The sequence below is a fragment of the Pseudomonas sp. H1_D04 genome, assembly GCF_054683855.1.
In genome coordinates this window covers 3,059,976-3,084,957 of record NZ_CP162826.1, presented here as the reverse complement: position 1 = coordinate 3,084,957, position 24,982 = coordinate 3,059,976, and the positions used below count along the sequence as shown (strand labels likewise).

At 56.5% G+C, this 24,982-nt stretch carries 24 protein-coding genes and 2 tRNA genes; 4 read left to right on the top strand and 22 right to left on the bottom strand.

The window, feature by feature from the left end:
- Positions 1-20 precede the first annotated feature (20 nt).
- The 10 genes from nusA to rlmE form a co-directional block, all read right to left on the bottom strand.
- Positions 21-1,502 (bottom strand): transcription termination factor NusA, encoded by a 1,482-nt coding sequence (nusA, locus tag AB4N82_RS14270; protein WP_003212187.1) that lies wholly within the window; start codon positions 1,500-1,502, stop codon positions 21-23.
- A 47-nt stretch (positions 1,503-1,549) separates the two neighbouring features.
- Complete coding sequence (rimP, locus tag AB4N82_RS14265; protein WP_032884784.1) at positions 1,550-2,008, bottom strand: ribosome maturation factor RimP; 459 nt, start codon at positions 2,006-2,008, stop codon at positions 1,550-1,552.
- A 140-nt stretch (positions 2,009-2,148) separates the two neighbouring features.
- Positions 2,149-2,225: transfer RNA gene (locus AB4N82_RS14260), tRNA-Met, on the bottom strand.
- Between the two features lie 96 nt (positions 2,226-2,321).
- Positions 2,322-2,407, bottom strand: a tRNA-Leu gene (locus tag AB4N82_RS14255).
- Positions 2,408-2,429: 22 nt separating this feature from the next.
- Entirely contained in the window at positions 2,430-2,813 is a 384-nt protein-coding gene (gene secG, locus AB4N82_RS14250) for a preprotein translocase subunit SecG (RefSeq protein WP_010206600.1), read from the bottom strand.
- Between the two features lie 4 nt (positions 2,814-2,817).
- Positions 2,818-3,573: a triose-phosphate isomerase gene (gene tpiA / locus AB4N82_RS14245; protein WP_032884719.1), complete on the bottom strand. Its 756-nt coding sequence runs from the start codon at positions 3,571-3,573 to the stop codon at positions 2,818-2,820.
- 66 nt (positions 3,574-3,639) lie between these two features.
- A complete protein-coding gene (gene glmM, locus AB4N82_RS14240; RefSeq protein ID WP_032884717.1) occupies positions 3,640-4,977 on the bottom strand; it encodes a phosphoglucosamine mutase in 1,338 nt (445 codons plus the stop codon).
- Between the two features lie 16 nt (positions 4,978-4,993).
- Positions 4,994-5,845, bottom strand: coding sequence for a dihydropteroate synthase (gene folP / locus AB4N82_RS14235; RefSeq protein WP_032884716.1), 852 nt, complete (start codon positions 5,843-5,845; stop codon positions 4,994-4,996).
- An 8-nt stretch (positions 5,846-5,853) separates the two neighbouring features.
- Entirely contained in the window at positions 5,854-7,764 is a 1,911-nt protein-coding gene (gene ftsH, locus AB4N82_RS14230) for an ATP-dependent zinc metalloprotease FtsH (protein WP_027605365.1), read from the bottom strand.
- A 200-nt stretch (positions 7,765-7,964) separates the two neighbouring features.
- Complete coding sequence (gene rlmE / locus AB4N82_RS14225; protein ID WP_003235041.1) at positions 7,965-8,615, bottom strand: 23S rRNA (uridine(2552)-2'-O)-methyltransferase RlmE; 651 nt, start codon at positions 8,613-8,615, stop codon at positions 7,965-7,967.
- 105 nt (positions 8,616-8,720) lie between these two features.
- Between rlmE and AB4N82_RS14220 the strand changes: the two genes are divergently transcribed.
- A complete protein-coding gene (locus tag AB4N82_RS14220) occupies positions 8,721-9,029 on the top strand; it encodes a YhbY family RNA-binding protein (protein ID WP_017139256.1) in 309 nt (102 codons plus the stop codon).
- An 8-nt stretch (positions 9,030-9,037) separates the two neighbouring features.
- On the opposite strand, the gene AB4N82_RS14215 is transcribed toward AB4N82_RS14220, so the two are convergent.
- From AB4N82_RS14215 to grpE, 8 genes are all read right to left on the bottom strand, one after another.
- Complete coding sequence (locus AB4N82_RS14215) at positions 9,038-9,442, bottom strand: hypothetical protein (protein WP_032884715.1); 405 nt, start codon at positions 9,440-9,442, stop codon at positions 9,038-9,040.
- A 28-nt stretch (positions 9,443-9,470) separates the two neighbouring features.
- On the bottom strand, positions 9,471-9,947 hold the full coding sequence (gene greA / locus AB4N82_RS14210) for a transcription elongation factor GreA (RefSeq protein WP_032884714.1): 477 nt from the start codon (positions 9,945-9,947) through the stop codon (positions 9,471-9,473).
- Positions 9,944-13,165 carry a carbamoyl-phosphate synthase large subunit gene (gene carB, locus AB4N82_RS14205; RefSeq protein ID WP_032884713.1) on the bottom strand — a complete coding sequence of 1,074 codons (3,222 nt, stop codon included), beginning with the start codon at positions 13,163-13,165 and terminating at the stop codon, positions 9,944-9,946. The genes greA and carB overlap by 4 nt, the downstream gene beginning before the upstream one ends.
- Before the next feature lie 105 nt (positions 13,166-13,270).
- Positions 13,271-14,407: a glutamine-hydrolyzing carbamoyl-phosphate synthase small subunit gene (gene carA, locus AB4N82_RS14200; RefSeq protein ID WP_032884712.1), complete on the bottom strand. Its 1,137-nt coding sequence runs from the start codon at positions 14,405-14,407 to the stop codon at positions 13,271-13,273.
- A gap of 259 nt (positions 14,408-14,666) precedes the next feature.
- On the bottom strand, positions 14,667-15,473 hold the full coding sequence (dapB, locus tag AB4N82_RS14195; protein ID WP_032884711.1) for a 4-hydroxy-tetrahydrodipicolinate reductase: 807 nt from the start codon (positions 15,471-15,473) through the stop codon (positions 14,667-14,669).
- Positions 15,474-15,483: 10 nt separating this feature from the next.
- Complete coding sequence (gene dnaJ / locus AB4N82_RS14190) at positions 15,484-16,608, bottom strand: molecular chaperone DnaJ (RefSeq protein ID WP_032884710.1); 1,125 nt, start codon at positions 16,606-16,608, stop codon at positions 15,484-15,486.
- Positions 16,609-16,926: 318 nt separating this feature from the next.
- Positions 16,927-18,843: a molecular chaperone DnaK gene (dnaK, locus tag AB4N82_RS14185; RefSeq protein WP_032884708.1), complete on the bottom strand. Its 1,917-nt coding sequence runs from the start codon at positions 18,841-18,843 to the stop codon at positions 16,927-16,929.
- 102 nt (positions 18,844-18,945) lie between these two features.
- Positions 18,946-19,506 carry a nucleotide exchange factor GrpE gene (gene grpE / locus AB4N82_RS14180; protein WP_017139264.1) on the bottom strand — a complete coding sequence of 187 codons (561 nt, stop codon included), beginning with the start codon at positions 19,504-19,506 and terminating at the stop codon, positions 18,946-18,948.
- Between the two features lie 253 nt (positions 19,507-19,759).
- Between grpE and recN the strand changes: the two genes are divergently transcribed.
- The gene (recN, locus tag AB4N82_RS14175; protein ID WP_032884707.1) at positions 19,760-21,433 is read left to right on the top strand and encodes a DNA repair protein RecN; all 1,674 of its coding nucleotides are present in this window, start codon (positions 19,760-19,762) and stop codon (positions 21,431-21,433) included.
- A gap of 84 nt (positions 21,434-21,517) precedes the next feature.
- Here the strand turns inward: recN and fur are convergent, their stop codons facing one another.
- Positions 21,518-21,922, bottom strand: a complete 405-nt coding sequence (fur, locus tag AB4N82_RS14170) for a ferric iron uptake transcriptional regulator (RefSeq protein ID WP_003194220.1) — start codon at positions 21,920-21,922, stop codon at positions 21,518-21,520.
- 98 nt (positions 21,923-22,020) lie between these two features.
- Between fur and AB4N82_RS14165 the strand changes: the two genes are divergently transcribed.
- A complete protein-coding gene (locus AB4N82_RS14165) occupies positions 22,021-22,548 on the top strand; it encodes an outer membrane protein assembly factor BamE (protein WP_017528805.1) in 528 nt (175 codons plus the stop codon).
- A gap of 63 nt (positions 22,549-22,611) precedes the next feature.
- Here AB4N82_RS14165 and AB4N82_RS14160 read toward each other — a convergent pair whose 3' ends face one another.
- Positions 22,612-22,914, bottom strand: a complete 303-nt coding sequence (locus tag AB4N82_RS14160) for an RnfH family protein (protein ID WP_122765309.1) — start codon at positions 22,912-22,914, stop codon at positions 22,612-22,614.
- Positions 22,907-23,341 (bottom strand): type II toxin-antitoxin system RatA family toxin, encoded by a 435-nt coding sequence (locus tag AB4N82_RS14155; protein WP_032884705.1) that lies wholly within the window; start codon positions 23,339-23,341, stop codon positions 22,907-22,909. The genes AB4N82_RS14160 and AB4N82_RS14155 overlap by 8 nt, the downstream gene beginning before the upstream one ends.
- A gap of 167 nt (positions 23,342-23,508) precedes the next feature.
- On the opposite strand from AB4N82_RS14155, the gene smpB reads away from it, so the two are divergent.
- Positions 23,509-23,991 (top strand): SsrA-binding protein SmpB, encoded by a 483-nt coding sequence (smpB, locus tag AB4N82_RS14150; RefSeq protein ID WP_003176160.1) that lies wholly within the window; start codon positions 23,509-23,511, stop codon positions 23,989-23,991.
- Between the two features lie 37 nt (positions 23,992-24,028).
- Here smpB and AB4N82_RS14145 read toward each other — a convergent pair whose 3' ends face one another.
- Positions 24,029-24,796 carry an FCD domain-containing protein gene (locus AB4N82_RS14145; protein WP_032884703.1) on the bottom strand — a complete coding sequence of 256 codons (768 nt, stop codon included), beginning with the start codon at positions 24,794-24,796 and terminating at the stop codon, positions 24,029-24,031.
- Positions 24,797-24,982: the final 186 nt, after the last annotated feature.

Genomic DNA, 24,982 nt, shown 5'->3' with positions numbered 1-24,982 from the left:
TCTCCTCAGGCCGCGCCTAATTACTCGAACCAATGGGCTCGGGCGGCCATGATCAACTTGCCGGCACGATCATCGTCAATGCCGTCGATGTCGAGCAGATCGTCAATAGACTGCTCGGCCAGGTCTTCGCGGGTAATTACGCCGCGCACCGCCAGTTCCATCGCCAAATCCTTGTCCATACCCTCAAGCGAGAGTAGGTCTTCGGCCGGATGGGCGTCTGCCAGCTTTTCCTCAGTAGCGATGGCTTTAGTCAACAAACGATCCTTGGCCCGAGCGCGAAGCTCGTTGACGGTGTCTTCGTCAAAGCCGTCGATGTTGAGCATTTCTTCCAACGGTACGTAGGCAATCTCTTCCAGGCTGGTGAAGCCTTCATCTACCAGCACCTGTGCCAGGTCTTCGTCGACTTCCAACTCGTCAATGAAGTTGCGCAGGATGTCACCGGTTTCAGCTTGCTGCTTAGCCTGGATGTCCGATTCGGTCATCACGTTCAGGGTCCAGCCGGTCAATTGGCTGGCCAGACGCACGTTCTGACCACCACGACCAATGGCCTGAGCCAGATTGTCTGCGCCAACGGCGATGTCCATTGCATGGGCATCTTCGTCAACGATAATTGCCGCCACTTCAGCAGGCGACATGGCGTTGATCACGAACTGCGCCGGGTTATCGTCCCACAGGACGATGTCCACACGCTCACCGCCCAATTCGCCCGACACTGCCTGGACGCGCGAACCGCGCATACCGATGCAAGCGCCTTGCGGGTCGATGCGTTTGTCCTTGGAACGGACCGCGATCTTGGCGCGCGAACCCGGGTCGCGGGACGCAGCCATGACTTCGATCAGGCCTTCGGCGATTTCCGGCACTTCGATACGGAACAGCTCGATCAGCATTTCCGGCGCGGTACGCGACAGGATCAACTGAGGGCCACGGTTCTCGGTGCGGATTTCCTTGAGCAGCGCACGCAAACGCACGCCGACACGGAAGGTTTCGCGAGAGATGATGTCTTCGCGGGCCAGCAACGCTTCGGCGTTGTTGCCCAGATCGACGATCACATTGTCGCGGGTAACTTTTTTCACGGTGCCGGAGATAATTTCTCCCAGCCGCTCGCGATAGGCGTCAACGACTTGAGCGCGCTCGGCTTCACGAACCTTCTGCACGATGACCTGCTTGGCGGTCTGTGCAGCAATGCGGCCGAACTCGATGGACTCGATCTTTTCTTCGACGACATCACCAACCTGGGCGCCTGGGTGCGTTTCGGCAACCTTGCTTGGCCAGGTTTCGATGGCCGGATCATCAAGGTCGGCTTCTTCGACGACCGTCCAGCGACGGAAAGTCTCATAGGCACCGGTGTGGCGGTTAATTTCCACACGCAGATCAACTTCGTCTTCAAAACGCTTTTTGGTAGCAGTGGCCAGAGCCAACTCCAGCGCTTCAAAAATCACGTTTGCCGGTACGCCCTTTTCATTGGATACCGACTCAACAACCAGCAGTACTTCTTTGCTCATCGTACGCCTCGCCTTTCGCAAGCCATTGGATCCGCGGGATCCGCGTCTCAGTCAAAACTGGGAATAATGTTGGCCTTGTCGATCATATCGATCGGCAACAGGAACTCATGGTCTTCTACCTGCACCACGACATCCTGTTCTTCTACACCGCGCAGAAGGCCCTGAAAGTTGCGTCGTCCTTCAAAAGGAGATCGCAGCTTGATCTTCACTTGTTCACCGGCAAATTTTGCAAACTGATCAATAGTGAACAGTGGGCGTTCCATGCCTGGCGAGGAAACTTCGAGGGTGTATTCAACGGAAATTGGATCTTCAACATCCAGCACACCGCTGATCTGACGGCTGACAATGGCACAATCGTCCACCAGCACACCGCCCTCTTTATCGATATAAACGCGCAACATTGAGTGGCGACCTTGAGCCGAAAACTCAACACCCCAGCATTCATAGCCTAGGGCCACGACCACCGGGGCCAACAAGGCCTGCAACTCTTCTAGCTTGCTCGACACCTGAACCCCCTCGTGCATGTATGTGCATGCTGTGCAAAATAAAAAAATGGGCGAAACGCCCATCCTTGAAACGCCGTCGAACAGCGGCGTTGAAAGTGTCCAGCTAACAAAAAGCCCCTTAAAAGGGGCTCCGCTAAAACTGGTTGCGGGGGCCGGATTTGAACCGACGACCTTCGGGTTATGAGCCCGACGAGCTACCAGACTGCTCCACCCCGCGACAAAGCTGGGGCGGAAGTATACGACCGATCCCTTACAGGGTCAATGTAACCTTCCACCTACAAGAAAGCCCGCAACAGCGGGCTCTCCTGATAATTGGTACCGAGAAGGGGACTCGAACCCCTACACCCTATGGGCACAACCACCTCAAGGTTGCGTGTCTACCAATTCCACCACCTCGGCAATACAGCGCTTACAACCCTTCTTACTTCTGCTCTTGAGCTGGAGGTACGTCAGTCGCTGGAGTAGCCGACTTTTGCTCTTGAAGCACCGGGACATCATCAGAAGCCGGTTTTGCTTTTGGTACTTCCAACACTGCTGGGTTTGGCAAACCTACTTGAGTCAGCACATGAGCTTTCTCTTTAGCAAAGTAACCTAACCCTAAGCTGGTTATGAAGAAACCGGCGGCAAGTATAGCAGTAAACTTACTAAGAAAGGTAGAGGAACCTTGGCTTCCGAATACAGTATTTGAAGCACCTGCACCAAAAGACGCACCAGCATCCGCACCTTTACCCTGCTGCAACAAAACCAGGGCAACTACGCCCAGGGCTGCCAACAGATGAAAAACGACTACGACTGTTTCCAGCATTTTTTCAGTTTCCCGCGGCGCGACAAATCGCACCGAACTCATCTGCATTCAGGGAAGCTCCACCAATGAGCCCCCCATCGATATCCGGCATGCCGAACAGTTCGACCGCATTGGCCGCCTTCACGCTGCCGCCGTATAGAAGCCGCACACCTTGTGCGATTTCAGAATTCTCTGCCGCTAACTGCGCACGGATGGCTGCGTGCACATCCTGCGCCTGTTGCGGTGTAGCAGTCAGCCCGGTGCCAATGGCCCAGACCGGCTCGTAAGCAATTACCGCCTTTGCGAACGCACCAACACCCAGCTCCTCGATGATGCTGCCAAGCTGACGCGAGACAACCTCAAGAGTCTTGCCAGATTCACGCTGCTCAAGGGTCTCCCCAATACACAGCACCGGAATCAAGCCACAAGCCTGTGCAGCTGCAAACTTGCGATTGAGTGTTCCATCACGCTCGCCCATCATCTGACGGCGCTCGGAGTGCCCAACAAGCACATAGGAACAACCCGCATCAACCAGCTGACTCGGTGCAATCTCACCGGTCAACGCACCTTGCATGGCTTCCACCGCAGAATTCTGCGAGCCGACCTGAATCGACTTACCTTTCAAGCCATCAACCACTTGGGTGATATGCAAGCAAGGCGGGAACACCGCGATGTCAACACCGCTAGGCAAGGCCAAGTGACGAAGGCCATTGATCAGCTCAGCGACACTGGCGCGGGTACCGTGCATCTTCCAGTTACCAGCTACCATAGTGCGACGCATGCTGTACCTCGTCGGTCAAAGTGGGCGCAGATGTTACCCAACCACATCATCACTGGCAAGCCGAATTCAGGCGCAAACTTCAGTTACCAGTTTTGCCAGGTCTTCGGCGTGGCCGCGAACCTGTATTTCATCGTCACCTTCGACCATAACGCGCACCAAAGGCTCTGTGCCGGACTTGCGTAGCAATACCCGTCCACGACCAGCCATTGCCAGGGTCGCGCGCTCGCAAGCCTCTTTGACAGCAGGGTGGTCGATCGGGTTTTCTCCACCTGCGAAACGCACGTTAAGCAATACTTGCGGGCATTTGCGCAAAGCCTGACGAGCCTGAGCCAGGCTCTCTTCGCGGCGACGCAAAGCCAATAGCACCTGCAACGCAGCAATAATCGCGTCACCGGTGGTGGTGTGCTGGAAGCACACCACGTGCCCGGAGTTCTCACCACCTACCTGCCAGTTACGCTCCAGCAGCTCGGCGATCACATATCGGTCACCGACATTGGCGCGAACAAAAGGAATACCCAGGTCTGCCAACGCAAGCTCAAGCCCAAGATTGCTCATCAGCGTACCGACGACACCGCCTTGCAGCTTGTTGCGCTCATGCAGGTCGCGGGCAATGATAAACAACAGATCATCGCCATCGACCACGGCACCCGTGTGGTCAACCATCAGCACGCGGTCGCCGTCACCGTCGAAGGCAATACCGAGGTCGGCATGCTCGGCCAGGACAGCAGCTTGCAGCTGCTCCATATGGGTCGAGCCGCAGTTCTCGTTGATGTTCAGTCCGTTGGGCTGAGCCGACAGCACAGTCACGTCTGCGCCCAGCTCCTTAAATACGCTTGGCGCGACTTTGTAGGTCGCACCATGGGCGCAGTCGACGACAACCTTCAGGCCGGCAAAGTTGGTACTGGTTGGCACACTGCTCTTGCAGAACTCGATATAACGACCGGATGCGTCATTGATCCGCGACACCTTGCCCAGCTTGCTGGACTCGACCACGGTCATCGGCGCATCCAACAGCTCTTCGATCATCAACTCAATCTCGTCCGGCAATTTGGTGCCCTGCCCCGAGAAAAACTTGATGCCATTGTCGTCATGAGGGTTGTGCGAGGCGCTGATCACAATACCTGCTTCAGCGTGAAACGTACGCGTCAGGTAAGCGATCGCCGGAGTCGGCATCGGGCCCAGCAACATCACATCAGCACCTGCGGCGGACAAGCCAGCCTCTAGCGCAGACTCAAACATGTACCCGGAAATCCGGGTGTCCTTGCCCACCAGGATGCGGCATGCGCCCATGCTGCGGAACGCCATGCCTGCCGCCCAACCCAGCTTGAGCATGAAATCTGGAGTAATCGGAAACTCGCCGACCCGACCACGGATCCCGTCGGTGCCAAAGTATTTTTTTGTCATAAGTGCTCCATCATTCTTATTCGGCAGATTCTACAGCGGCAATCATGCGCACCACATCCACGGTTTCTGCAACGTCATGCACACGCAAGATGCGTGCGCCTTTGGTCACTGCAAGTGCCGCCAGTGCGAGGCCACCATACAACCGCTCACCCACCGGACGGCTCAATGCCAGCCCTATCATGCTCTTGCGCGATACACCGACCAACAGGGGCCGACCAAGGGCATGCAAGGACTCCATGTGTTTGAACAAACTTAAATTGTGTTGCAGGGTCTTGGCGAAACCAAACCCCGGATCAAGGATGATCCTTTCCGGCGCAATACCTACCGCAGCGCATTGGGCAACGCGTTCTGAGAGAAAACCACTCACCTCACCAACCAGGTCATCATAGTGCGGACTGTCCTGCATATTGCCGGGCTCACCCAGCATATGCATCAAACACACCGGCAAACCGGTAGCCGCAGCTGCATCCAGAGCGCCGTCGCGCTGCAGGGACCGCACATCGTTGATCAAGCCGGCACCTAATCGCGCAGTCTCACGCATCACGGCCGGGGTGGAAGTATCAACCGAAATAATCACATCCAACTCTCGAGCGATGCGCTCGACAATCGGCGCCACGCGCTCCAACTCTTCCAGAGGAGAAACAACGCGAGCACCAGGCCGAGTTGATTCACCACCGACATCAATCAAGGTCGCGCCGGCCGCCACCATGGCTTCTGCGTGACGCAGTGCAGCATCAAGTTGGCTGAAGCGGCCACCATCGGAAAAGGAGTCAGGGGTTACATTAAGAATGCCCATAACATGTGTATGGGCCAAATCAAGAACCCGGTTGCCGCAAGGCAACCGGGGGGAGGACGAAGCAAAAGTCATTTCAAACCTTAGTGGTCAGCTGCCGGGCCACCGATTGGGGTTTCAGGGCGCTCGTTCTGAACCACAGGCGGGGTGCCCGAAGTACCCGAACCACCTTCCCAATCACGAGGCTCACGAGGTGCACGACCGGCCATAATGTCGTCGATCTGGTCTGCATCGATGGTCTCGTACTTCATCAATGCATCAGCCATTGCATCGAGCTTGTCGCGATTATCGGTCAGGATTTGTTTGGCCGTGCCATAGCACTGGTCAATGATACTGCGCACCTCGGAGTCAATCAGCTTGGCTGTCTCACCGGAGAAACTGGCGTTTTGACCACCGCCGCCACGACCCAGGAATACTTCACCTTCTTCCTCGGCGTACATCAAAGGACCGAGCTTTTCCGACAAACCCCACTTGGTCACCATGTTTCGCGCAATCTGACTGGCGCGCATGATGTCGTTGGAAGCCCCAGTGGTCACGCCGTCGAAGCCCAATGTCATCTCTTCAGCGATTCGACCGCCGTACAGAGAGCAGATCTGACTGATCAACGCACGCTTGGAGAGACTGTAACGATCCTCTTCCGGCAGGAACATGGTGACACCCAAGGCGCGACCACGAGGAATGATCGACACTTTGTAGACTGGATCATGCTCAGGCACGACACGCCCCACAATGGCGTGACCCGCTTCGTGATAAGCAGTGTTCTGCTTCTCTTTTTCGGACATGACCATGGATTTGCGCTCAGCGCCCATCATGATCTTATCTTTCGCCAGTTCGAACTCTTTCATTTCAACAATGCGCTTGCCGGTACGGGCTGCAAACAGCGAAGCCTCGTTCACCAGGTTGGCCAAGTCAGCACCGGAGAAGCCTGGAGTACCACGGGCAATCACAGCCGGAGCTACGTCGTCACCCATTGGGACTTTGCGCATGTGCACTTTCAGAATCTGTTCACGACCACGAATGTCCGGCAGACCAACCACAACCTGACGGTCGAAGCGACCCGGACGAAGCAGTGCAGGGTCAAGCACGTCTGGACGGTTGGTTGCGGCTATCACGATGATGCCGTCATTCATCTCAAAACCATCCATCTCGACCAGCAGCTGGTTGAGAGTCTGCTCACGCTCATCGTGGCCACCACCCATGCCGGCCCCACGATGGCGACCAACGGCGTCGATTTCATCGATAAAGATGATGCATGGCGCGTGCTTCTTGGCCTGTTCAAACATATCGCGAACGCGGCTGGCGCCGACACCAACGAACATTTCAACGAAGTCAGAACCGGAAATCGTGAAGAACGGCACCTTGGCTTCGCCAGCAATCGCCTTGGCCAGCAAGGTTTTACCGGTACCTGGAGGGCCGACCATCAGCACGCCGCGAGGAATACGACCACCCAGGCGCTGAAATTTGCCTGGATCGCGCAAGAACTCCACCAACTCGCCGACTTCTTCCTTCGCCTCATCGCAACCTGCTACGTCAGCCAGGGTGGTCTTCACCTGATCCTCAGAGAGCAGGCGCGCCTTGCTCTTGCCGAAGCTCATCGGCCCGCCCTTGCCCCCCGCACCGCCCTGCATCTGGCGCATGAAGAACATGAACACGGCAATGATCACCAGGATCGGGAAGCTTGCCACCAGGAGTTGAGTCCAAATGCTCTGCTGCTCAGGCTGCTTGCCTTCGACAACCACGTGGTTATCCACCAGGTCACCGATCAGACCGTTGTCCTGGATTGCCGGACGAATGGTCTTGAAGCTATCGCCATCGTTGCGTTTGCCGGTGATCACGTAGCCATCAACCGCTACGCGCTCGACCTTGCCATCCTTAACTTGCTGGATGAAGTCGGAATAGTTGAGGGTCTGCGGCTCGTTAGGACTGGAGAAGTTGTTCATCACCGTCACGAGGACAGCCGCGATGATCAACCACAGGATCAGATTCTTTGCCATATCGTTCAATTAACTACCCTCTGAAGCAAGCTCCGCTACTGGCGCGCGCTTCGCATGATATTCACCGGCCTAACTTACTACATTACCTACAACTCTGGCAGGCGCCGTCTGTAACCCTTTGTGAAACTTTGACTACATAATATTCGTAAAGCTTCGTGACGAAAGCGACATAAAAAAACCTATCGCCTTCCTCGAATAAATCAAAAACGCTCTTCGCTCGCCGCACCTTCAACCCCGCGGAACCCGCGGCACAGCAGATATTGCTCGCGAGACCGGTCACGGGAAGAGTCCGGCTTTCGCGTCTGCACCTTGTCGAACAGCTTGCGAATGTTCTTGTGATACTCGTCAAAACCTTCGCCCTGGAAGACTTTCACAAGGAAATCACCGCCCGGACGCAACACCCGGCCCGCCAAATCCAGTGCCAATTCACAGAGGAACATGGCCCGCGGCATATCGACGGCCGGTAATCCACTCATATTGGGGGCCATGTCGGAAATCACAAGGTCTACCTGCGAATTTCCCACGGCCTCCAGAATCTCGGCCAATACCGAGTCCTGGGTGAAGTCGCCGTGCACAAAGGTCACATCCGGGATGCTGTCCATCTCAAGGATGTCGGACGCGATCAATCTTCCCTGGCCACCAATCAGACGACTGGTCACTTGAGACCAGCCACCCGGCGCCGCGCCAAGATCAATCACGCTCATGCCCGGACGAATCAATTTGTCCTTGTCCTGGATCTCCAGGAGCTTGTAACTGGCCCGCGAACGGTAGCCGTCCTTCTGCGCCTTTTTGACGTAAGGATCGTTGAAATGCTCTTGCAGCCACTTAAGGCTAGTTTTGGAACGGGCCACGGGCCACCTCGAAAATAAAACGGGTCGTGATTAACTGGGCGGTCCCGGACTCGCTCGGGTAAACTGGCCGCCGCTTTTTACAAGATCAGACGCAGGGGTCAGATTATGCCGCTCACTCAAGAGCAGAAGAAACAGTACAAATCCATTGGCCACCATCTGAAACCAGTTCTGATTGTGGCAGACAACGGTTTGACTGAGGGTGTGTTAGCCGAACTTGAACGCGCATTGGGCGATCACGAACTGATCAAGATTAAGGTCAACATCCTTGACCGCGAAGCGCGCCTGGCCGCCATTGCAGAACTGTGCAAGGTTGGCAAAGCGGACCTGGTTCAGGTCATCGGCAAGATGGCGCTGCTGTATCGCAAGAACTTCAGCGTCAACAAACAACTGTCGAACGTTCATCGCTTCAAATGACACAAGGGTCACGGGCGTGCTTTGCGCGCCCTGCCACTCCATCCTGGCGCGGGCTGTACTACCAACACCAAGCCGGAGAACCCTAGCACAAGATAGCTGAATAGCTGCCAGCGCAACGCTTCCGGCAGCCACACATGCACGATGCAATACATTGCACACGCATACAGCGCCATCAACAGCAGTTGGCCGCGAATATCCCGCCACAAGCTCACAAAACCCTCAGCCTTGACCAGCACCAATGCCTGAAGGGTCACGCACGCCGCTGCAAAACCCACCAGCAACGCACTCAGTAATCCATCGATCTCATCGATCAACAGCGGAGCCAGGCCAATAAGGCCCAGCACCGGGAGTACACCAATGTGCAGCAACCACAGGCCACCCACCCAAAGCATCTGGGAGAGCTGCCAAAGCATGGCGCCCGCACGAAGCGGGCGCCGCCTTTCAGACGTGACGAACTTCAACAATCTCGTACTCGATCACGCCACCAGGTGTTTTTACAGCGACCACATCACCCTCTTCCTTGGCAATCAAGGCGCGGGCCAGCGGCGAACCGACAGAGATCTTGCCAAGTTTGAAATCAGCTTCGTCTTCGCCAACGATGTGATAGACCACGCTTTCGTCCGTCTCGACGTTAGCGATTTCCACGGTCGTGCCGAAAATCACCTTGCCGGTTTTCGGAATGGTCGTGACATCGATGATGACCGCATTCTGCATGCGCCCTTCGATGTCACGGATCCGCGCCTCGACCATACCTTGCTGCTCGCGAGCAGCGTGGTATTCAGCGTTTTCCTTCAAGTCACCCAGCTCGCGGGCCGTACCGATGTCCTGGCTCAACTTAGGACGTACGACCTTGGTCAGATGGGCGTGCTCCTCTTCCAGGGCCTTTGCGCCCTGGACGGTCATTGGGTATTTGATCATGCCTTCAATCCTGCGTGTAGATCCTGCAAGCGGCGCACGGTCTTTTCCGGACCGAACTTGAGCGCTTCACAGATAGCTTCGCCAGCAGCAATGGTGGTGGTGCAGTAGATCTTGTGCTGCAAGGCATTACGGCGAATAGAGTAGGAATCCGCGATCGACTGACGACCTTCGGTGGTGTTGATGATCAGAGTAACTTCGTCATTCTTGATCATGTCGACCACGTGCGGACGGCCTTCCGTCACCTTGTTTACGCGTCGCACCTTCAGGCCTGCCGCTTCGATCAGCTTGGCGGTACCTGCTGTGGCAACTACTTCAAAGCCCAAGCTGATCAGATCACGGGCAACGCCCGCAACCAGTGGTTTGTCGTCATCACGCACACTGATAAACGCAGTTCCGCCGGTCGGTAGCACTTCACTGGCGCCCATCTGAGCTTTGGCAAATGCTTCACCGAAGGTATCGCCCACGCCCATCACTTCACCGGTGGACTTCATCTCTGGGCCCAGGATTGGGTCCACACCAGGGAATTTGGCGAATGGGAACACCGCCTCTTTCACGCTATAGAAGTTCGGAATGATTTCCTTGGTGAAGCCGATTTCCTTCAGGGTCTTACCGGCCATCACACGGGCAGCGATCATGGCCAGGGACACACCGATGCACTTGGATACAAACGGTACGGTACGCGAAGCACGTGGGTTAACCTCAATGACGTAGATGTCTTCGCCTTGCAGCGCCAACTGAACGTTCATCAGGCCGACAACACCCAACTCAAGGGCCATTTTCTTGACCTGCTCGCGCATCTCATCTTGGATGTGCAGCGGCAACGAATATGGCGGCAGCGAGCATGCGGAGTCACCGGAGTGAACGCCTGCCTGCTCGATGTGCTGCATGATCGCGCCGATCACCACGTCGGTGCCGTCACAAACCGCATCCACGTCCATTTCGATGGCGCAGTTGAGGAAGTGGTCCAGCAGCACCGGGCTGTCATTGGACACTTTCACCGCATCACGCAAGTAACGCTTGAGCTCGTCCTCTTCGTAGACGATTTCCATCGCCCGACCGCCCAACACATAGGAAGGACGCACCACCAGCGGATAGCCGATCTTGCTGGCTGCACGGATGGCTTCATCTTCGCTGCGCACGGTAGCGTTTGGCGGCTGACGCAGGTTAAGGCGCTCAACCATTTGCTGGAAGCGTTCACGGTCTTCAGCGCGGTCGATAGCGTCCGGGCTGGTACCGATAATCGGCACTCCAGCAGCCTCAAGCGCACGCGCCAGTTTAAGCGGGGTTTGGCCGCCATACTGCACGATCACGCCTTTCGGCTTCTCAACGCGCACGATTTCCAGCACGTCTTCCAGTGTCACTGGCTCGAAGTACAGGCGATCAGAGGTGTCGTAGTCGGTGGAAACAGTTTCCGGGTTGCAGTTGACCATGATGGTCTCGTACCCGTCGGCGCGCAGAGCGAGCGCGGCGTGCACACAGCAGTAGTCGAACTCGATGCCTTGGCCGATACGGTTAGGACCGCCGCCCAGGATCATGATCTTGTCACGACCCGACGGCGCAGCCTCGCACTCTTCCTCGTAGGTGGAGTAAAGGTACGCGGTATCGGTGGAGAACTCGGCCGCACAGGTATCAACGCGCTTGTAGACAGGGAAGATGTCCAACTTATGGCGATGCGTGCGCAGGTTCTTCTCGGTCACACCCAGCAGTTTGGCCAGGCGTTGATCGGAGAAGCCTTTGCGCTTGAGGCGGAACATCATGTCGCGGTCGATGCTAGCCAGCCCCAGGGTCTTGACCTTCTCTTCTTCCTTGATCAGATCTTCGATCTGTACCAAGAACCACGGGTCGATCATGTTCATGCCGAAGATGTCTTCGACAGTCATACCGGCACGGAAGGCGTCAGCGACGTACCAGATACGCTCGGCGCCCGGCACAGTCAGCTCACGCTTGAGCACGCTCATGCTTTCCGGGTTGCTCAGGTCGAGCTTCTCGTCGAGGCCGCAAACCCCCACTTCCAGACCACGCAGAGCTTTCTGCAAGGACTCCTGGAACGTACGGCCGATGGCCATAACTTCGCCGACCGACTTCATCTGAGTGGTCAGACGCGCGTCAGCCTTGGCGAATTTCTCAAAGGCAAAACGTGGAAGCTTGGTCACTACGTAGTCGATGGACGGTTCAAAGGACGCAGGGGTCTTGCCGCCGGTGATGTCGTTCGACAACTCGTCCAAGGTGTAACCCACAGCCAGCTTGGCCGCGACCTTCGCAATCGGGAAGCCGGTAGCTTTAGAGGCAAGGGCCGACGAACGGGAAACACGCGGGTTCATCTCGATCACGACCATACGACCGGTGTCCGGGCAGATGCCGAACTGGACGTTGGAACCGCCGGTTTCCACACCGATCTCACGCAATACCGCCAGGGAGGCATTACGCAGGATCTGATATTCCTTGTCCGTCAGGGTTTGTGCAGGAGCAACAGTGATCGAGTCACCGGTGTGCACGCCCATCGGATCGAAGTTTTCGATGGAGCAGACGATGATGCAGTTGTCCTTCTTATCGCGGACAACCTCCATCTCATATTCTTTCCAGCCGATCAGGGACTCGTCGATCAGCAGCTCTTTGGTCGGAGACAGGTCCAGACCACGGGCGCAGATTTCTTCGAACTCTTCACGGTTGTAGGCGATGCCACCACCGGTGCCGCCCATGGTAAAGGACGGACGAATGATGCACGGGAAACCGAGGGTTTCCAGAACCGCATAGGCCTCTTCCATACTGTGGGCGATGCCGGAACGCGGGCACGCCAGGCCGATGGATTTCATGGCCTTGTCGAAACGCGAACGGTCTTCAGCCTTGTCGATGGTGTCGGCATTGGCGCCGATCATCTCTACGCCGAATTTTTCCAGGACGCCTTCGCGCTCCAGGTCCAGGGCACAGTTCAGAGCGGTCTGGCCACCCATGGTTGGCAACAGGGCGTCCGGACGCTCCTTCTCGATGATCTTGGCAACAGTTTGCCATTTGATCGGCTCGATGTAGGTGGCGTCAGCCATGTCCGGGTCGGTCATGATCGTGGCCGGGTTGGAGTTCACCAGGATGACGCGGTAGCCCTCTTCGCGCAGGGCCTTGCAAGCCTGGGCGCCGGAGTAGTCGAATTCGCAAGCCTGGCCGATTACGATCGGGCCAGCGCCGAGAATCAGGATGCTTTTTATGTCTGTACGTTTTGGCATGGGTTTGTCACTCAAATCCGCAGGTCAATCGGCAAGCCGTCTTGAACAATCTTTGAAGAACCTGCGGGGGCCACCGGGTTTCGGGGCCGCCCGCAGGCCGCTCAGTCAGCGTCGCTTGGCCATCTCATTAATGAAACGGTCGAACAGCGGCGCTACGTCGTTCGGGCCCGGGCTGGCTTCAGGGTGGCCCTGGAAGCTGAACGCGCTTTTGTCGGTGCGCTCGATGCCTTGAAGGGAGCCGTCGAACAGCGACTTGTGAATTGCCCGGACGTTGCCCGGCAAGGTCGCTTCATCCACCGCAAACCCGTGGTTCTGACTGGTGATCATCACAACGCCTGTATCCAAGTCCTGCACAGGGTGGTTGGCACCGTGATGGCCATGACCCATTTTCAGAGTCTTGGCACCGGAGGCCAACGCCAACAGCTGGTGGCCCAGGCAGATACCGAATACCGGAATCTCGGTTTCCAGCACTTCCTTGATGGCCTGGATGGCATAGTCGCAAGGCTCCGGGTCACCCGGGCCGTTGGACAGGAACACACCGTCCGGTTGCAGGGCCAGAACATCGCTGGCCGGGGTTTGCGCAGGAACAACGGTCACGCGGCAACCGCGCTCAACCAGCATGCGCAGGATGTTGTATTTAACGCCGTAGTCGTAAGCGACCACGTGATAAGGCAGGTCAGCCGCGTCGATGGTCTCGTGGCTATCGGTCTTCAAGTCCCAGACCGTAGAGCGCCACTCGTACTGTTCCTTGGTGCTGACGACTTTCGCCAGGTCCATGCCTTTCAGGCCTGGGAAGCCTTGCGCCGCGGCAATCGCCGCTTCTTCGGAAATATTGTCACCGACCATGATGCAGCCATTCTGCGAGCCTTTTTCACGCAGGATGCGTGTGAGGCGACGCGTATCGATACCGGCGATCGCCACAACGTTATTGGCTTTCAGGTAATCCGACAGCGACATCGTGTTACGCCAGTTGCTCGCAACCAATGGCAGGTCACGAATGACCAGGCCGGCCGACCATACACGATCAGACTCGACGTCTTCCGGTGTGGTACCGGTATTGCCGATGTGCGGATAGGTCAGGGTAACGATTTGCTGGGCGTAGGAAGGATCGGTAAGGATTTCCTGATAGCCGGTCATGGCGGTGTTAAACACCACCTCTCCAACGGTTTGACCGTCGGCTCCAATGGCTTCGCCGCGAAAAATGCTGCCATCAGCAAGGGCGAGTATGGCTGGCTTAGTCAAGAAGACCTCCCGTAAATAAAGCCTGAAAGGGCGATCGCAGGTTGTAAAAAAGCGGAGTGACGTATGGACACGTCACCCCGCTTCTTCACTGAATTATTCTGCGCGCTTTTAGTGGACACACTAAAGCTGTAGCTTACAGAAAAAGGCTTTTTTGGTCCACCGCTAATGAGCCTTAAAGGCAGGAGAATGCGACAGGACGTCGCTTAGCGGGTAAAAACGGGGCCTTAGGATAATCCTGAGACCCCGTTTTAGCTACTGATTAGTGAAGATCCAGTACATCGCGCATGTCATACAGGCCTGCTTCACGACCTTCCAACCAAAGCGCAGCACGCACCGCCCCCTTGGCGAATGTCATGCGACTGGAAGCCTTGTGTGTGATTTCCAGGCGCTCGCCCTCGGTGGCGAACAGCACGGTGTGGTCACCCACAACATCACCACCGCGAACGGTCGCAAAGCCAATGGTGTCACGCGCTCGCGCACCGGTATGGCCTTCACGACCGTAAACGGCCACTTTAGACAGGTCACGCCCAAGCGCATCAGCAATAGCTTCGCCCATGCGTAGCGCTGTACCCGACGGCGCATCGATCTTGTGACGGTGATGCGTTTCGATAATCTCGATATCCGCCTCATCACCCAGCACGCGCGCCGCCATATCCAGCAACTTGAGCGACAGGTTCACGCCAACACTGAAGTTGGCAGCGAAGACGACAGGAATATCCTTGCCCGCCTCCACCAACAACTGCTTCTGCTCGGCAGTCAAACCCGTGGTACCGATCACCATCGCCTTGCCCGCCTTACGGCAGAATGCGAGATTTTTCAGCATCACTTCCGGCAGCGTGAAATCGATCAGCACGTCGAATTCGTCAGCCACCTGCTCCAGGTTGCCGGACAACGACACACCGATACGCCCCAGCGAAGCCAACTCACCCGCATCCGCACCAATCAACGTGCTGCCAGGGCGAACAATCGCCGCAGTCAGCCCAGAGGCCGGCGAACGCTGCTGCACTGCTTCGACCAGCGTCTTGCCCATGCGCCCGGCAGCGCCCATTACGGCTATACGTCGCATACTCACTTCCTTACAGGTCGCCGAAGAAGCGCTTCACGCCTTCGAAGAAGCCAGTGGTTTTCGGCGAATGGGTGTCATCGCCCTCCAACGAACTGCGGAACTCTTCAAGCAGTTCACGCTGACGGCGCCCCAGATTGACGGGAGTTTCCACCGCCACACGACACATCAGGTCGCCAGCACCGCCACCGCGCACCGGCGCTACGCCCTTGCCACGGATGCGGAACTGTTTACCGGTCTGCGTCCCCTCAGGAATCTTGAGCTTGACTCGACCATCAAGGGTCGGAATCTCCAACTCGCCACCCAAGGCTGCATCGACAAAGCTGATCGGCACCTCGCAGAACAGGTGCTTACCATCGCGCTGGAAGATCGAGTGCTCGCGCACATTGATCACCACGTACAAGTCACCCGTTGGTCCACCCTGGGTCCCGGCCTCACCCTCGCCAGAAAGGCGAATACGATCACCAGTATCAACACCAGCCGGCACTTTCACCGAGAGGGTCTTGTACTCTTCGACGCGCCCCTCACCGTGGCACGAATCACACGGATCGGAAATGATCTTGCCTTGGCCATGGCAGCGCGGGCAGGTCTGCTGCACCGAGAAGAAGCCCTGCTGCATACGAACCTGGCCGATACCTCCGCAGGTTGGGCAGGTAATCGGCGAAGAGCCTTTCTTAGCCCCCGAACCATCGCACGGCTTGCAGTTAACCAACGTCGGTACGCGAATATTGACGCTGGTCCCGCGCACGGCCTCTTCCAGGTTCAGTTCCAGGGTGTAACGCAAGTCGCTACCACGCTGGGCGCCACCACGCTGACCACCCCGGCCACCGCCAAAGAAGTCACTGAATACGTCACCGAAAATATCGGAGAAGTTCTGACCACCAAAACCAGCACCGCCACCACCCATACTTGGGTCGACACCCGCATGACCATACTGGTCGTAGGCTGCACGCTTGTTGGGATCAGACAGACATTCGTAGGCCTCATTGGCCTCTTTGAACATTTCTTCGGATTCTTTGCTATCCGGATTACGGTCCGGGTGGTGCTTCATCGCCAAGCGACGGTAAGCCTTTTTCAGGTCCGCCTCGCTGGAGCCGCGCTCCACACCCAATACTTCGTAATAGTCACGCTTTGCCATAAGTCTTTGCACTCTTAAGGACGTTCAGCCAGACCCTCCTGAGCCCGACTAAACTCGTTGAGCCCCAATACAGGCCCGGACCCAACTCACGTCAATTCAACGATCCTGGTCATTACTACTTTTTAGCCAGGGACCCGGCCAAAAACGCGGTATTTATTGATCGGAAAGCAGGAGCATTCCCGATCACACCGCCAGCATCCGAGCGTTGTCGCATGCTGTAAAAATTCACATACCCCAGACACGCCAACGCGGGAGCAAGCTCCCGCGCGGCGACATCCTACCAGTCACCGCTTGATAGCGGTCAACCGGGCGACCAACTTACTTGGTCTCTTTAACTTCTTCGAACTCAGCATCGACAACGTCGTCGTGCTTGGCTTCAGGCTCTGCCTGTTGCGCAGCAGCGTCAGCAGGCTGACCTTGTTCGGCGTACATCTTCTGAGCAACTGGCGCGGAGACTTTCGACAGCTCCTCAACCTTGGCATCGATAGCCGCCTTGTCGTCACCTTTTACAGCGGCTTCCAGCGCAACTACAGCGGCTTCAATTGCGGCCTTCTCTTCAGCGGTCACTTTCTCGCCAGCATCAGCGATCATTTTGCGCGTCGAGTGAACCAGTGCGTCACCCTGGTTACGAGCACCAGCCAGTTCCGCGAACTTGGCATCCGCATCAGCATTGGCTTCAGCATCACGAATCATCTGTTGAATTTCTTCATCAGACAGACCGGAGTTGGCCTTGATGGTGATCTTCTGCTCTTTGCCGGTAGCCTTGTCTTTCGCGCCGACGTGCAGGATGCCGTTGGCGTCGATGTCGAAGGTCACTTCAATTTGTGGCACGCCACGTGGTGCTGGTGGAATCTCAGCCAGATCGAACTTGCCCAAGGACTTGTTCTGAGCAGCCTGTTTACGCTCACCCTGCAGCACGTGAATGGTCACAGCACCCTGGTTGTCATCGGCAGTCGAGAACACTTGGGATTTCTTGGTAGGAATCGTAGTGTTTTTCTCGATCAGCGCAGTCATCACGCCACCCATGGTTTCGATACCGAGGGTCAGCGGGCTTACGTCCAGCAGCAACACGTCTTTCACGTCACCGGCCAATACCGCGCCCTGGATGGCAGCCCCCATGGCAACCGCTTCGTCCGGGTTTACGTCTTTACGTGCTTCTTTGCCGAAGAACTCGGTAACCAACTTCTGAACCAGTGGCATGCGGGTCTGACCGCCCACCAGGATTACATCGTTGATAGCACCAACGTCGATACCGGAGTCCTTCAGCGCGATGCGGCAAGGCTCGATAGTGCGCTGAACCAGATCTTCAACCAGCGCTTCCAACTTGGCGCGAGAGATCTTCACGTTCAAGTGCTTAGGACCGGTAGCGTCTGCCGTGATGTACGGCAGGTTAACGTCGGTCGACTGAGCGGAAGACAGCTCAATTTTGGCTTTTTCAGCGGCTTCTTTAAGGCGCTGCATCGCCAGCGGGTCACCTTTGAGGTTCATGCCGCTTTCTTTCTTGAATTCGTCAACGAGGTAGTCGATCAGACGAATGTCAAAGTCCTCACCACCCAGGAAAGTGTCGCCGTTAGTAGCCAACACTTCGAACTGGTGTTCGCCGTCCACTTCAGCAATTTCGATCACGGAGACGTCAAAGGTACCGCCACCCAGGTCATAAACGATCACAGTGTGGTCGCCCTTGGCCTTGTCCATACCGTAAGCCAGAGCAGCTGCGGTTGGTTCGTTGATGATACGTTTTACGTCCAGACCCGCGATGCGGCCGGCGTCTTTGGTCGCCTGGCGCTGGCTGTCGTTGAAGTAGGCCGGAACGGTGATCACCGCTTCAGTCACTGTCTCACCCAGGTAGTCTTCGGCAGTCTTCTTCATCTTTTTCAAGATTTCAGCCGAGATCTGTGGCGGCGACATTTTCTGGCCGTTTACTTCAACCCAAGCGTCACCGTTGTCAGCCTTGGCAATTTTGTACGGAACCATCTTGATGTCTTTCTGTACGACTTCTTCGTCGAACTTACGACCGATCAGACGCTTTACCGCGTACAGCGTGTTATGCGGGTTAGTCACTGCCTGACGCTTGGCCGACTGACCAACCAGGATTTCACCGTCGTTGGCGTAAGCAATGATCGACGGCGTGGTACGCGCGCCTTCGGCGTTTTCGATTACTTTTGCTACGCCGTTTTCCAGCACGGAGACGCAGGAGTTGGTGGTCCCCAGGTCAATACCGATAATTTTGCCCATGATTTACTCTCCCGAAACTTGAATTTGGTTGCCGCAGCAGTGGTGGCTAACTGCGGTAGCACTTAAACGCTTGACTTATAGATGGGGGCCTTGCGGCGGATTTCAAGCCTGCTCATCAATAGAAGGTGCAACCGGTGCAGGAGCCTTGCTCACCACTACCATTGCCGGACGCAGCAGACGGCCGTTGAGCTGATAACCCTTCTGGAACACTTTCAACACACTATTAGGTTCCAGATCATGGCTTTCCTGCATGGCCATAGCCTGGTGATGCTCAGCATTGAACGGTTCGCCGCCTTGCGGATCGATGGCTTCAAGCTGATAACGCTTCAGAGTGTCCTGAAACATTTTCAAGGTCAGCTCAATACCTTCGCGCATCGGGCGGATGTTTTCGTCATCCGGATTAGACAATTCAAGACCACGCTCCAGGCTGTCGATGATCGGCAGCAAGTCATTGGCGAATTTTTCCAGCGCGAACTTGTGAGCCTTTTCTACATCCTGCTCGGCACGGCGGCGGACGTTCTGCAGATCGGCGGCAACACGCAACGACTGATCCTGCGCAGCGGCCAACTGCTCTTCGAGCACTTGCACACGAGTTGCCAGTTCATCACCGGCAGCCGAATTGGCGTCTGGAGTTTGCGTATCCTGCGTCTGTTCGTCAGCCATAGATTTCTCCTTTCAAAATCATGCGCGAACTCAACTCGCGCTTCTGTTCCGGTATATGGGGCCACAATTTCCAGGTTCAAGGGCGCAGGCGTTACCAAAAGTCTTTCGCCTGCCACAGATCAATCCCGCACCAACATTCTTCTTTGCGCTAAAAAAACTGCCGGACCGAGCAAATCGAGCTAAGCATCAGGATTGTCAGCCCCAAACAAAACACTGTATAAATAACCAGACCTAAAGCCTGGGAGCGGCCTTCATGCTCGTGCACCTGTCCGTACATAACTACGCCATCGTTGAACATCTGGATCTCGAACTGGATCGGGGGATGAGCGTAATCACAGGCGAAACCGGCGCCGGCAAATCGATCATGCTCGACGCATTGGGCCTGACCCTGGGCGACCGAGCCGATAGTGGCGTAGTGCGCCCAGGGGCGGACAAGGCCGACATCCTGGCCACCTTCGACCTCGCCGATATCCCCGAAGCCGAAGTCTGGCTAGCCGAGCGCGACCTCAATAATGACGGCCCATGTATCCTACGCCGCGTCATCACTGCCGAAGGACGCTCGCGCGGCTATATCAATGGAACGCCCTGCCCCCTCGGCGACTTGAAAGCCCTGGGTGAACTGCTGATAGACATTCATAGCCAGCATGAGCACCAGTCCCTGCTCAAAACCGATACCCACCGCCGCCTGCTCGACGAATACGCCGGCGCAACCGACCTTGCCCGGCAAGTACAACTGGCTGCCCAGCGCTGGCGCCAGACTCGCCAGGAGCTGGAACGACTGTCCAACTCCGGCGACGAGCAGCGCGCTCGCCACCAACTGCTCAGCTATCAACTTGAAGAACTGGAAAGCCTGGGTCTTGGAGAAACTGAGCTCGAACAACTGGAGCAGGAACACAAGAACCTCACCAACGCCGAAACCCTGTTGGGTATCTGCCGCCAAGTGGTTGAGCAGTGCAGCGAGAGCGACTCCGGCAACGTGCTCAATGCGCTCACGGCGAGCCTAAACAGATTGTCCAGCGTTAACAGCGCTTCGGGCTCATTAAGTGAAGCCACAACCCTACTGACCAGTGCGCAAATCCAAGTAGAAGAAGCAGTAGGCGAGCTCAACCGCTTCCTGGATCATTTCGACGCCGACCCGGCGCGCCTGCAGGAAATAGAAGAGCGTCTTGACACCATCTACACCCTGGCGCGCAAACATCGAATCCAACCCACTGAAGTAGCAACCATGCAGCAAAAGCTGCTGGATGAAATCGAGACGCTGAACGCGAATGACGAATCCATCGAGCGACTAGGCGAAGAGCTCGGCTCTTTTGCCCGCCATTACCAGGAAAAGGCCCGTGAACTGAGCGAGCTGCGCCAACAGGCCGCCAGCAGTCTGGCAGATGCCGTTGAGCAGGAAATCCAGCGCCTGGGCATGCCGGGCGGGCGCTTCACTATTGAATTGCGCGCCAACACCACTACTGAGTTGCAGCCACACGGCCTGGAGCAGGTTGAGCTATTGGTCAGCGCCAACCCAGGACAACCGCTCAAGGCACTTGCAAAGGTCGCGTCCGGTGGCGAGCTGTCGCGTATCAGCCTGGCGATCCAAGTGATTACTGCGCAAACATCCCGGGTGCCGACGCTGGTGTTCGATGAAGTCGACGTAGGCATCGGCGGCCCGACCGCGGAGATTGTTGGCCAGTTGCTGCGTCGCCTGGGAGATCGAGGGCAGGTACTGACGGTCACTCACTTGCCACAAGTGGCAGCCCAGGGGCATCAACACTTATTTGTGCACAAGGTAAGAGGAAGCGATGCGACGCACACGGCAGTATCTAAGCTGAGCAAGTCGGAACGCGTTGAAGAAGTGGCCCGAATGCTCGGGGGTATCGACCTGACTAAAGAGTCTTTAGCACACGCTAAGAAGATGGTCGTAACCACCAAGGCCTGACCCAAACTTTTCCTTATATAGAAAGCACGAAGGCGACCCTAGGGTCGCCTTCAATCGTTTTGCAGAGCGAATCTGCATCGATTTTTACTTTTTCTTACGGATGTACAACACGAGATTGTGGTCAACCAAATCGAATCCATGCTCCTCAGCAATCTTATGCTGCAGCGCTTCGATCTCTGGGCTAGTGAACTCGATAACCTCATTGGTATCCAGGTCAACCATATGGTCATGATGACCACCGTCGGCCAATTCGAACACTGCATGACCGCCGTCGAAATTATGACGAACCACCAGCCCTGCGGCTTCAAACTGGGTCAGTACACGGTAAACCGTGGCCAGGCCAACGTCCTCATTAGACTCCATCAGCGCCTTGTAAACATCCTCGGCACTCATGTGGCGCTGCTCAGCAGAATCGAGCATTTGTAGAATCTTGACTCGTGGCAGAGTCACTTTAAGACCGGCTTTGCGTAGTTCGCTATTTTCAACCATGGTTAGCTTTCTCGCGGATGCTGCTTCGCAGCTTCTCTTAATACGGGTATGATCGGCGTTTACGTTGTCCCAGCCAAGATAGTGGAAGTCGCCCACCGATGCAAAACACCAAGCTCTTGCTAACCAGTTTCACCTTTGTGGGACTGCTCGCACTCGCCGGTTGTTCATTCCCCGGGGTTTACAAAATCGACATCCAGCAGGGCAATGTCGTCACGCAGGACATGATAGACCAGTTACGCCCGGGAATGACCCGACGGCAAGTACGGTTTATTATGGGCAACCCCCTGCTGACTGACACTTTCCACGCCGATCGCTGGGATTATCTCTACAGCCTGCAGCCTGGTGGCGGTGAACGCCAACAGGAACGTGTCAGCGTCATTTTCAATGGCAATGACCAGCTTGTCAGCCTGTCGGGTGACTTCATGCCTGGCGTAAGCCGAGATGAAGCCCTGCTAGGTAAAGACAACGGCACCAACGTGACTGCACCTGCGCAGGAAAGCGAGAAGCCGAAATCCGAAGTACCAGCGAAGCCAGGCTCGTTGCTCGACAAGATCCAGAAGGACGTCGACGGAGTGGAAACCGTTCCGGTACCGACGCCTCAGCCGCTGGACACCAGCCCGCAGTAACATTGCGGCACCTACAAAAAAGCCCGGCACGCCGGGCTTTTTGTTGCCTGATGATTAGCAATCTTATGAGTCCTGCTGCTTGATCAACGCCGCCTTGGCGGCACGCAGCCTTCGCACCTCTTTAGGGTCGACGAGCAAAGGTCGATAGATCTCAATGCGATCACCCGATTGCACAACGCGCGCCTCAGCGTCGGCGACAACCTTACCGAATATCCCCAAAGGACAATCAGCCAGATCCAACTCGGGAAACCGCACTGCAATTCCTGACGCCTGTACCGCCCCTCGCAGACTGGTACCCGAAGCCACCGTTACCGCCAGCAAGACCTGCTGATCTAGGGCAGCGTATACCACCTCAATCTCAACCATGCAGTTGCTTGGCCCGCTGACAGAACGCATCTACCAGCGTATTGGCCGCCTGATTGAACAATGGCCCCAATGTCGCCCGCACAAGCGGGCCAGCGTAATCAAACGATAGGTCCAAGCTGATCTTGCAGGCCTTGTCGGTCAGCGCCTTGAATACCCAGATACCGTGTAACTGGGTAAAGGGACCTTCCTGCAGATTCATTTCAATGGACTTGCCCGGCACCAACACATTGCGCGTGACAAAGTGCTGGCCCAACCCACCTTTCGCCACACCGACACTGGCGACCATGTGCTCATCAGTGCTTTCAAGCACCTCAGCCGTTGAACACCAAGGCAGGAATTCCGGGTAACGCGCCACGTCGTTGACCAGGTCATAGAGCGCCTGCGCCGGATAGGGCAGCAGGGCCGAACGTTGAATATGCGTCGTCATGTGCGCGTTATTTCCACAGCTGAGCGGCAAACATCGCGAAAGAACAGCTCGTTCCGCGAGAGAAAAAACCAAAGAACTACCAGCATTGTCCGGGATTCGACCAACACGCTCAAGCACGTAGGTTGACCGTAGCCGACACGCTCGCAACTCCCTATAATGCCGCCCCTATGGCTAAACAAAAGAAACACCCCACAGGGACCATCGCGCAAAATAAAAAGGCGCGACACGATTACTTCATCGAACATCGGTTCGAGGCTGGTCTGGTCCTGGCCGGCTGGGAAGTAAAAAGTCTGCGTGCCAGCAAGCTGCAACTGGTCGACAGCTACGTATTGCTCAAGGATGGCGAGGCATGGCTGCTGGGCAGTCATATCACCCCGTTGACCACTGCGAGCACCCACGTAATTGCCGACCCGGTGCGCACGCGCAAACTATTGCTCAACGCACGCGAACTGGAAAAGCTCGCCGCTGCCGTGCAGCAGAAAGGCTACGCCTGCATCTGCCTGTCCTGGTACTGGAGCAAGCATCTGGTCAAGTGCGAGATCGCACTGGGCAAGGGCAAGAAGGAATACGACAAGCGTGATACCGAGCGCGAACGCGATTCCAACCGGGAACTGCATCGCGCTGTGCGCAACAAGGGCAAGGAAGAGTAACCCTTGTGACGATGTAGCCTCGGAATAAATCCCCCGGCTACATCCCTTTACGCCGCTCCGCTCGCGCCACGCGCTGAACCTCCTGACGCACTTCCGCCAACACTTCCTGCACGTATTCCAAATGACGCGTTGAGACTTCTCGCGCCTGCTCTGCCCGCCCCTCAATAATTGCCAGGTACAACTCCCGATGCTGACTGATCAGCATGTCGCGAGTTTCCGTACGCTGCTGATACATGCCGCCAATATTGGTCACCACGTTACGCTTGAGCAGGTCGAACAGGCCGCGAATGGTGTGCAGCAACACGGCGTTATGACTGGCCTCCGCAATGGCCAGATGAAATCTTGCATCCGCAGCACCCTCCTCGACCCGACTCACTTCATCAACGCGGCCATAGCAATCCTGCAGCGCCTCGAATGCAGCGGTCAGCCGCTCGCGATCGACCTCGGTGGCACGCAACGCAGCGTAATAAGCACAGGATGCTTCGAGGGTCTGGCGGAACTCCAGCAGGTCACGCTGCGCCTCGGGGTTGTTTTCCAACAGGTGTAGCAACGGATCACTGAACGTCGAGCCCAGTGACTCGGCAACATAATTGCCTCCGCCCTGCCGACTCACCAACAACCCCTTGGCCGCCAGTTTCTGAATGGCCTCCCGCAGCGACGGACGCGACACGCCAAACCGCTCAGCCAAAGCGCGCTCAGCCGGCAAGCGCTCACCCGACTTCAGCGTGCCCTCAAGGATCATCCCCTCAAGCTGCTCGACAATATCGTCAGACAAACGGCGCTGACGCACCTGATCAAACCCCATAACTCACTCTCCACCATCCCGACCACTCGCCGGGCCCTCTATTCTGGCCTATCGCCGCCCTTCCAGCACCTATCAGAACAGCTTCGATTCAACCGATCAGATGGTCTTACCCAATGACCTACGACCAAAGTTTCGCGAGCGGCAAATTGACACATCTCCTGAAGGCTTTTAACCTACCCTCCAGCG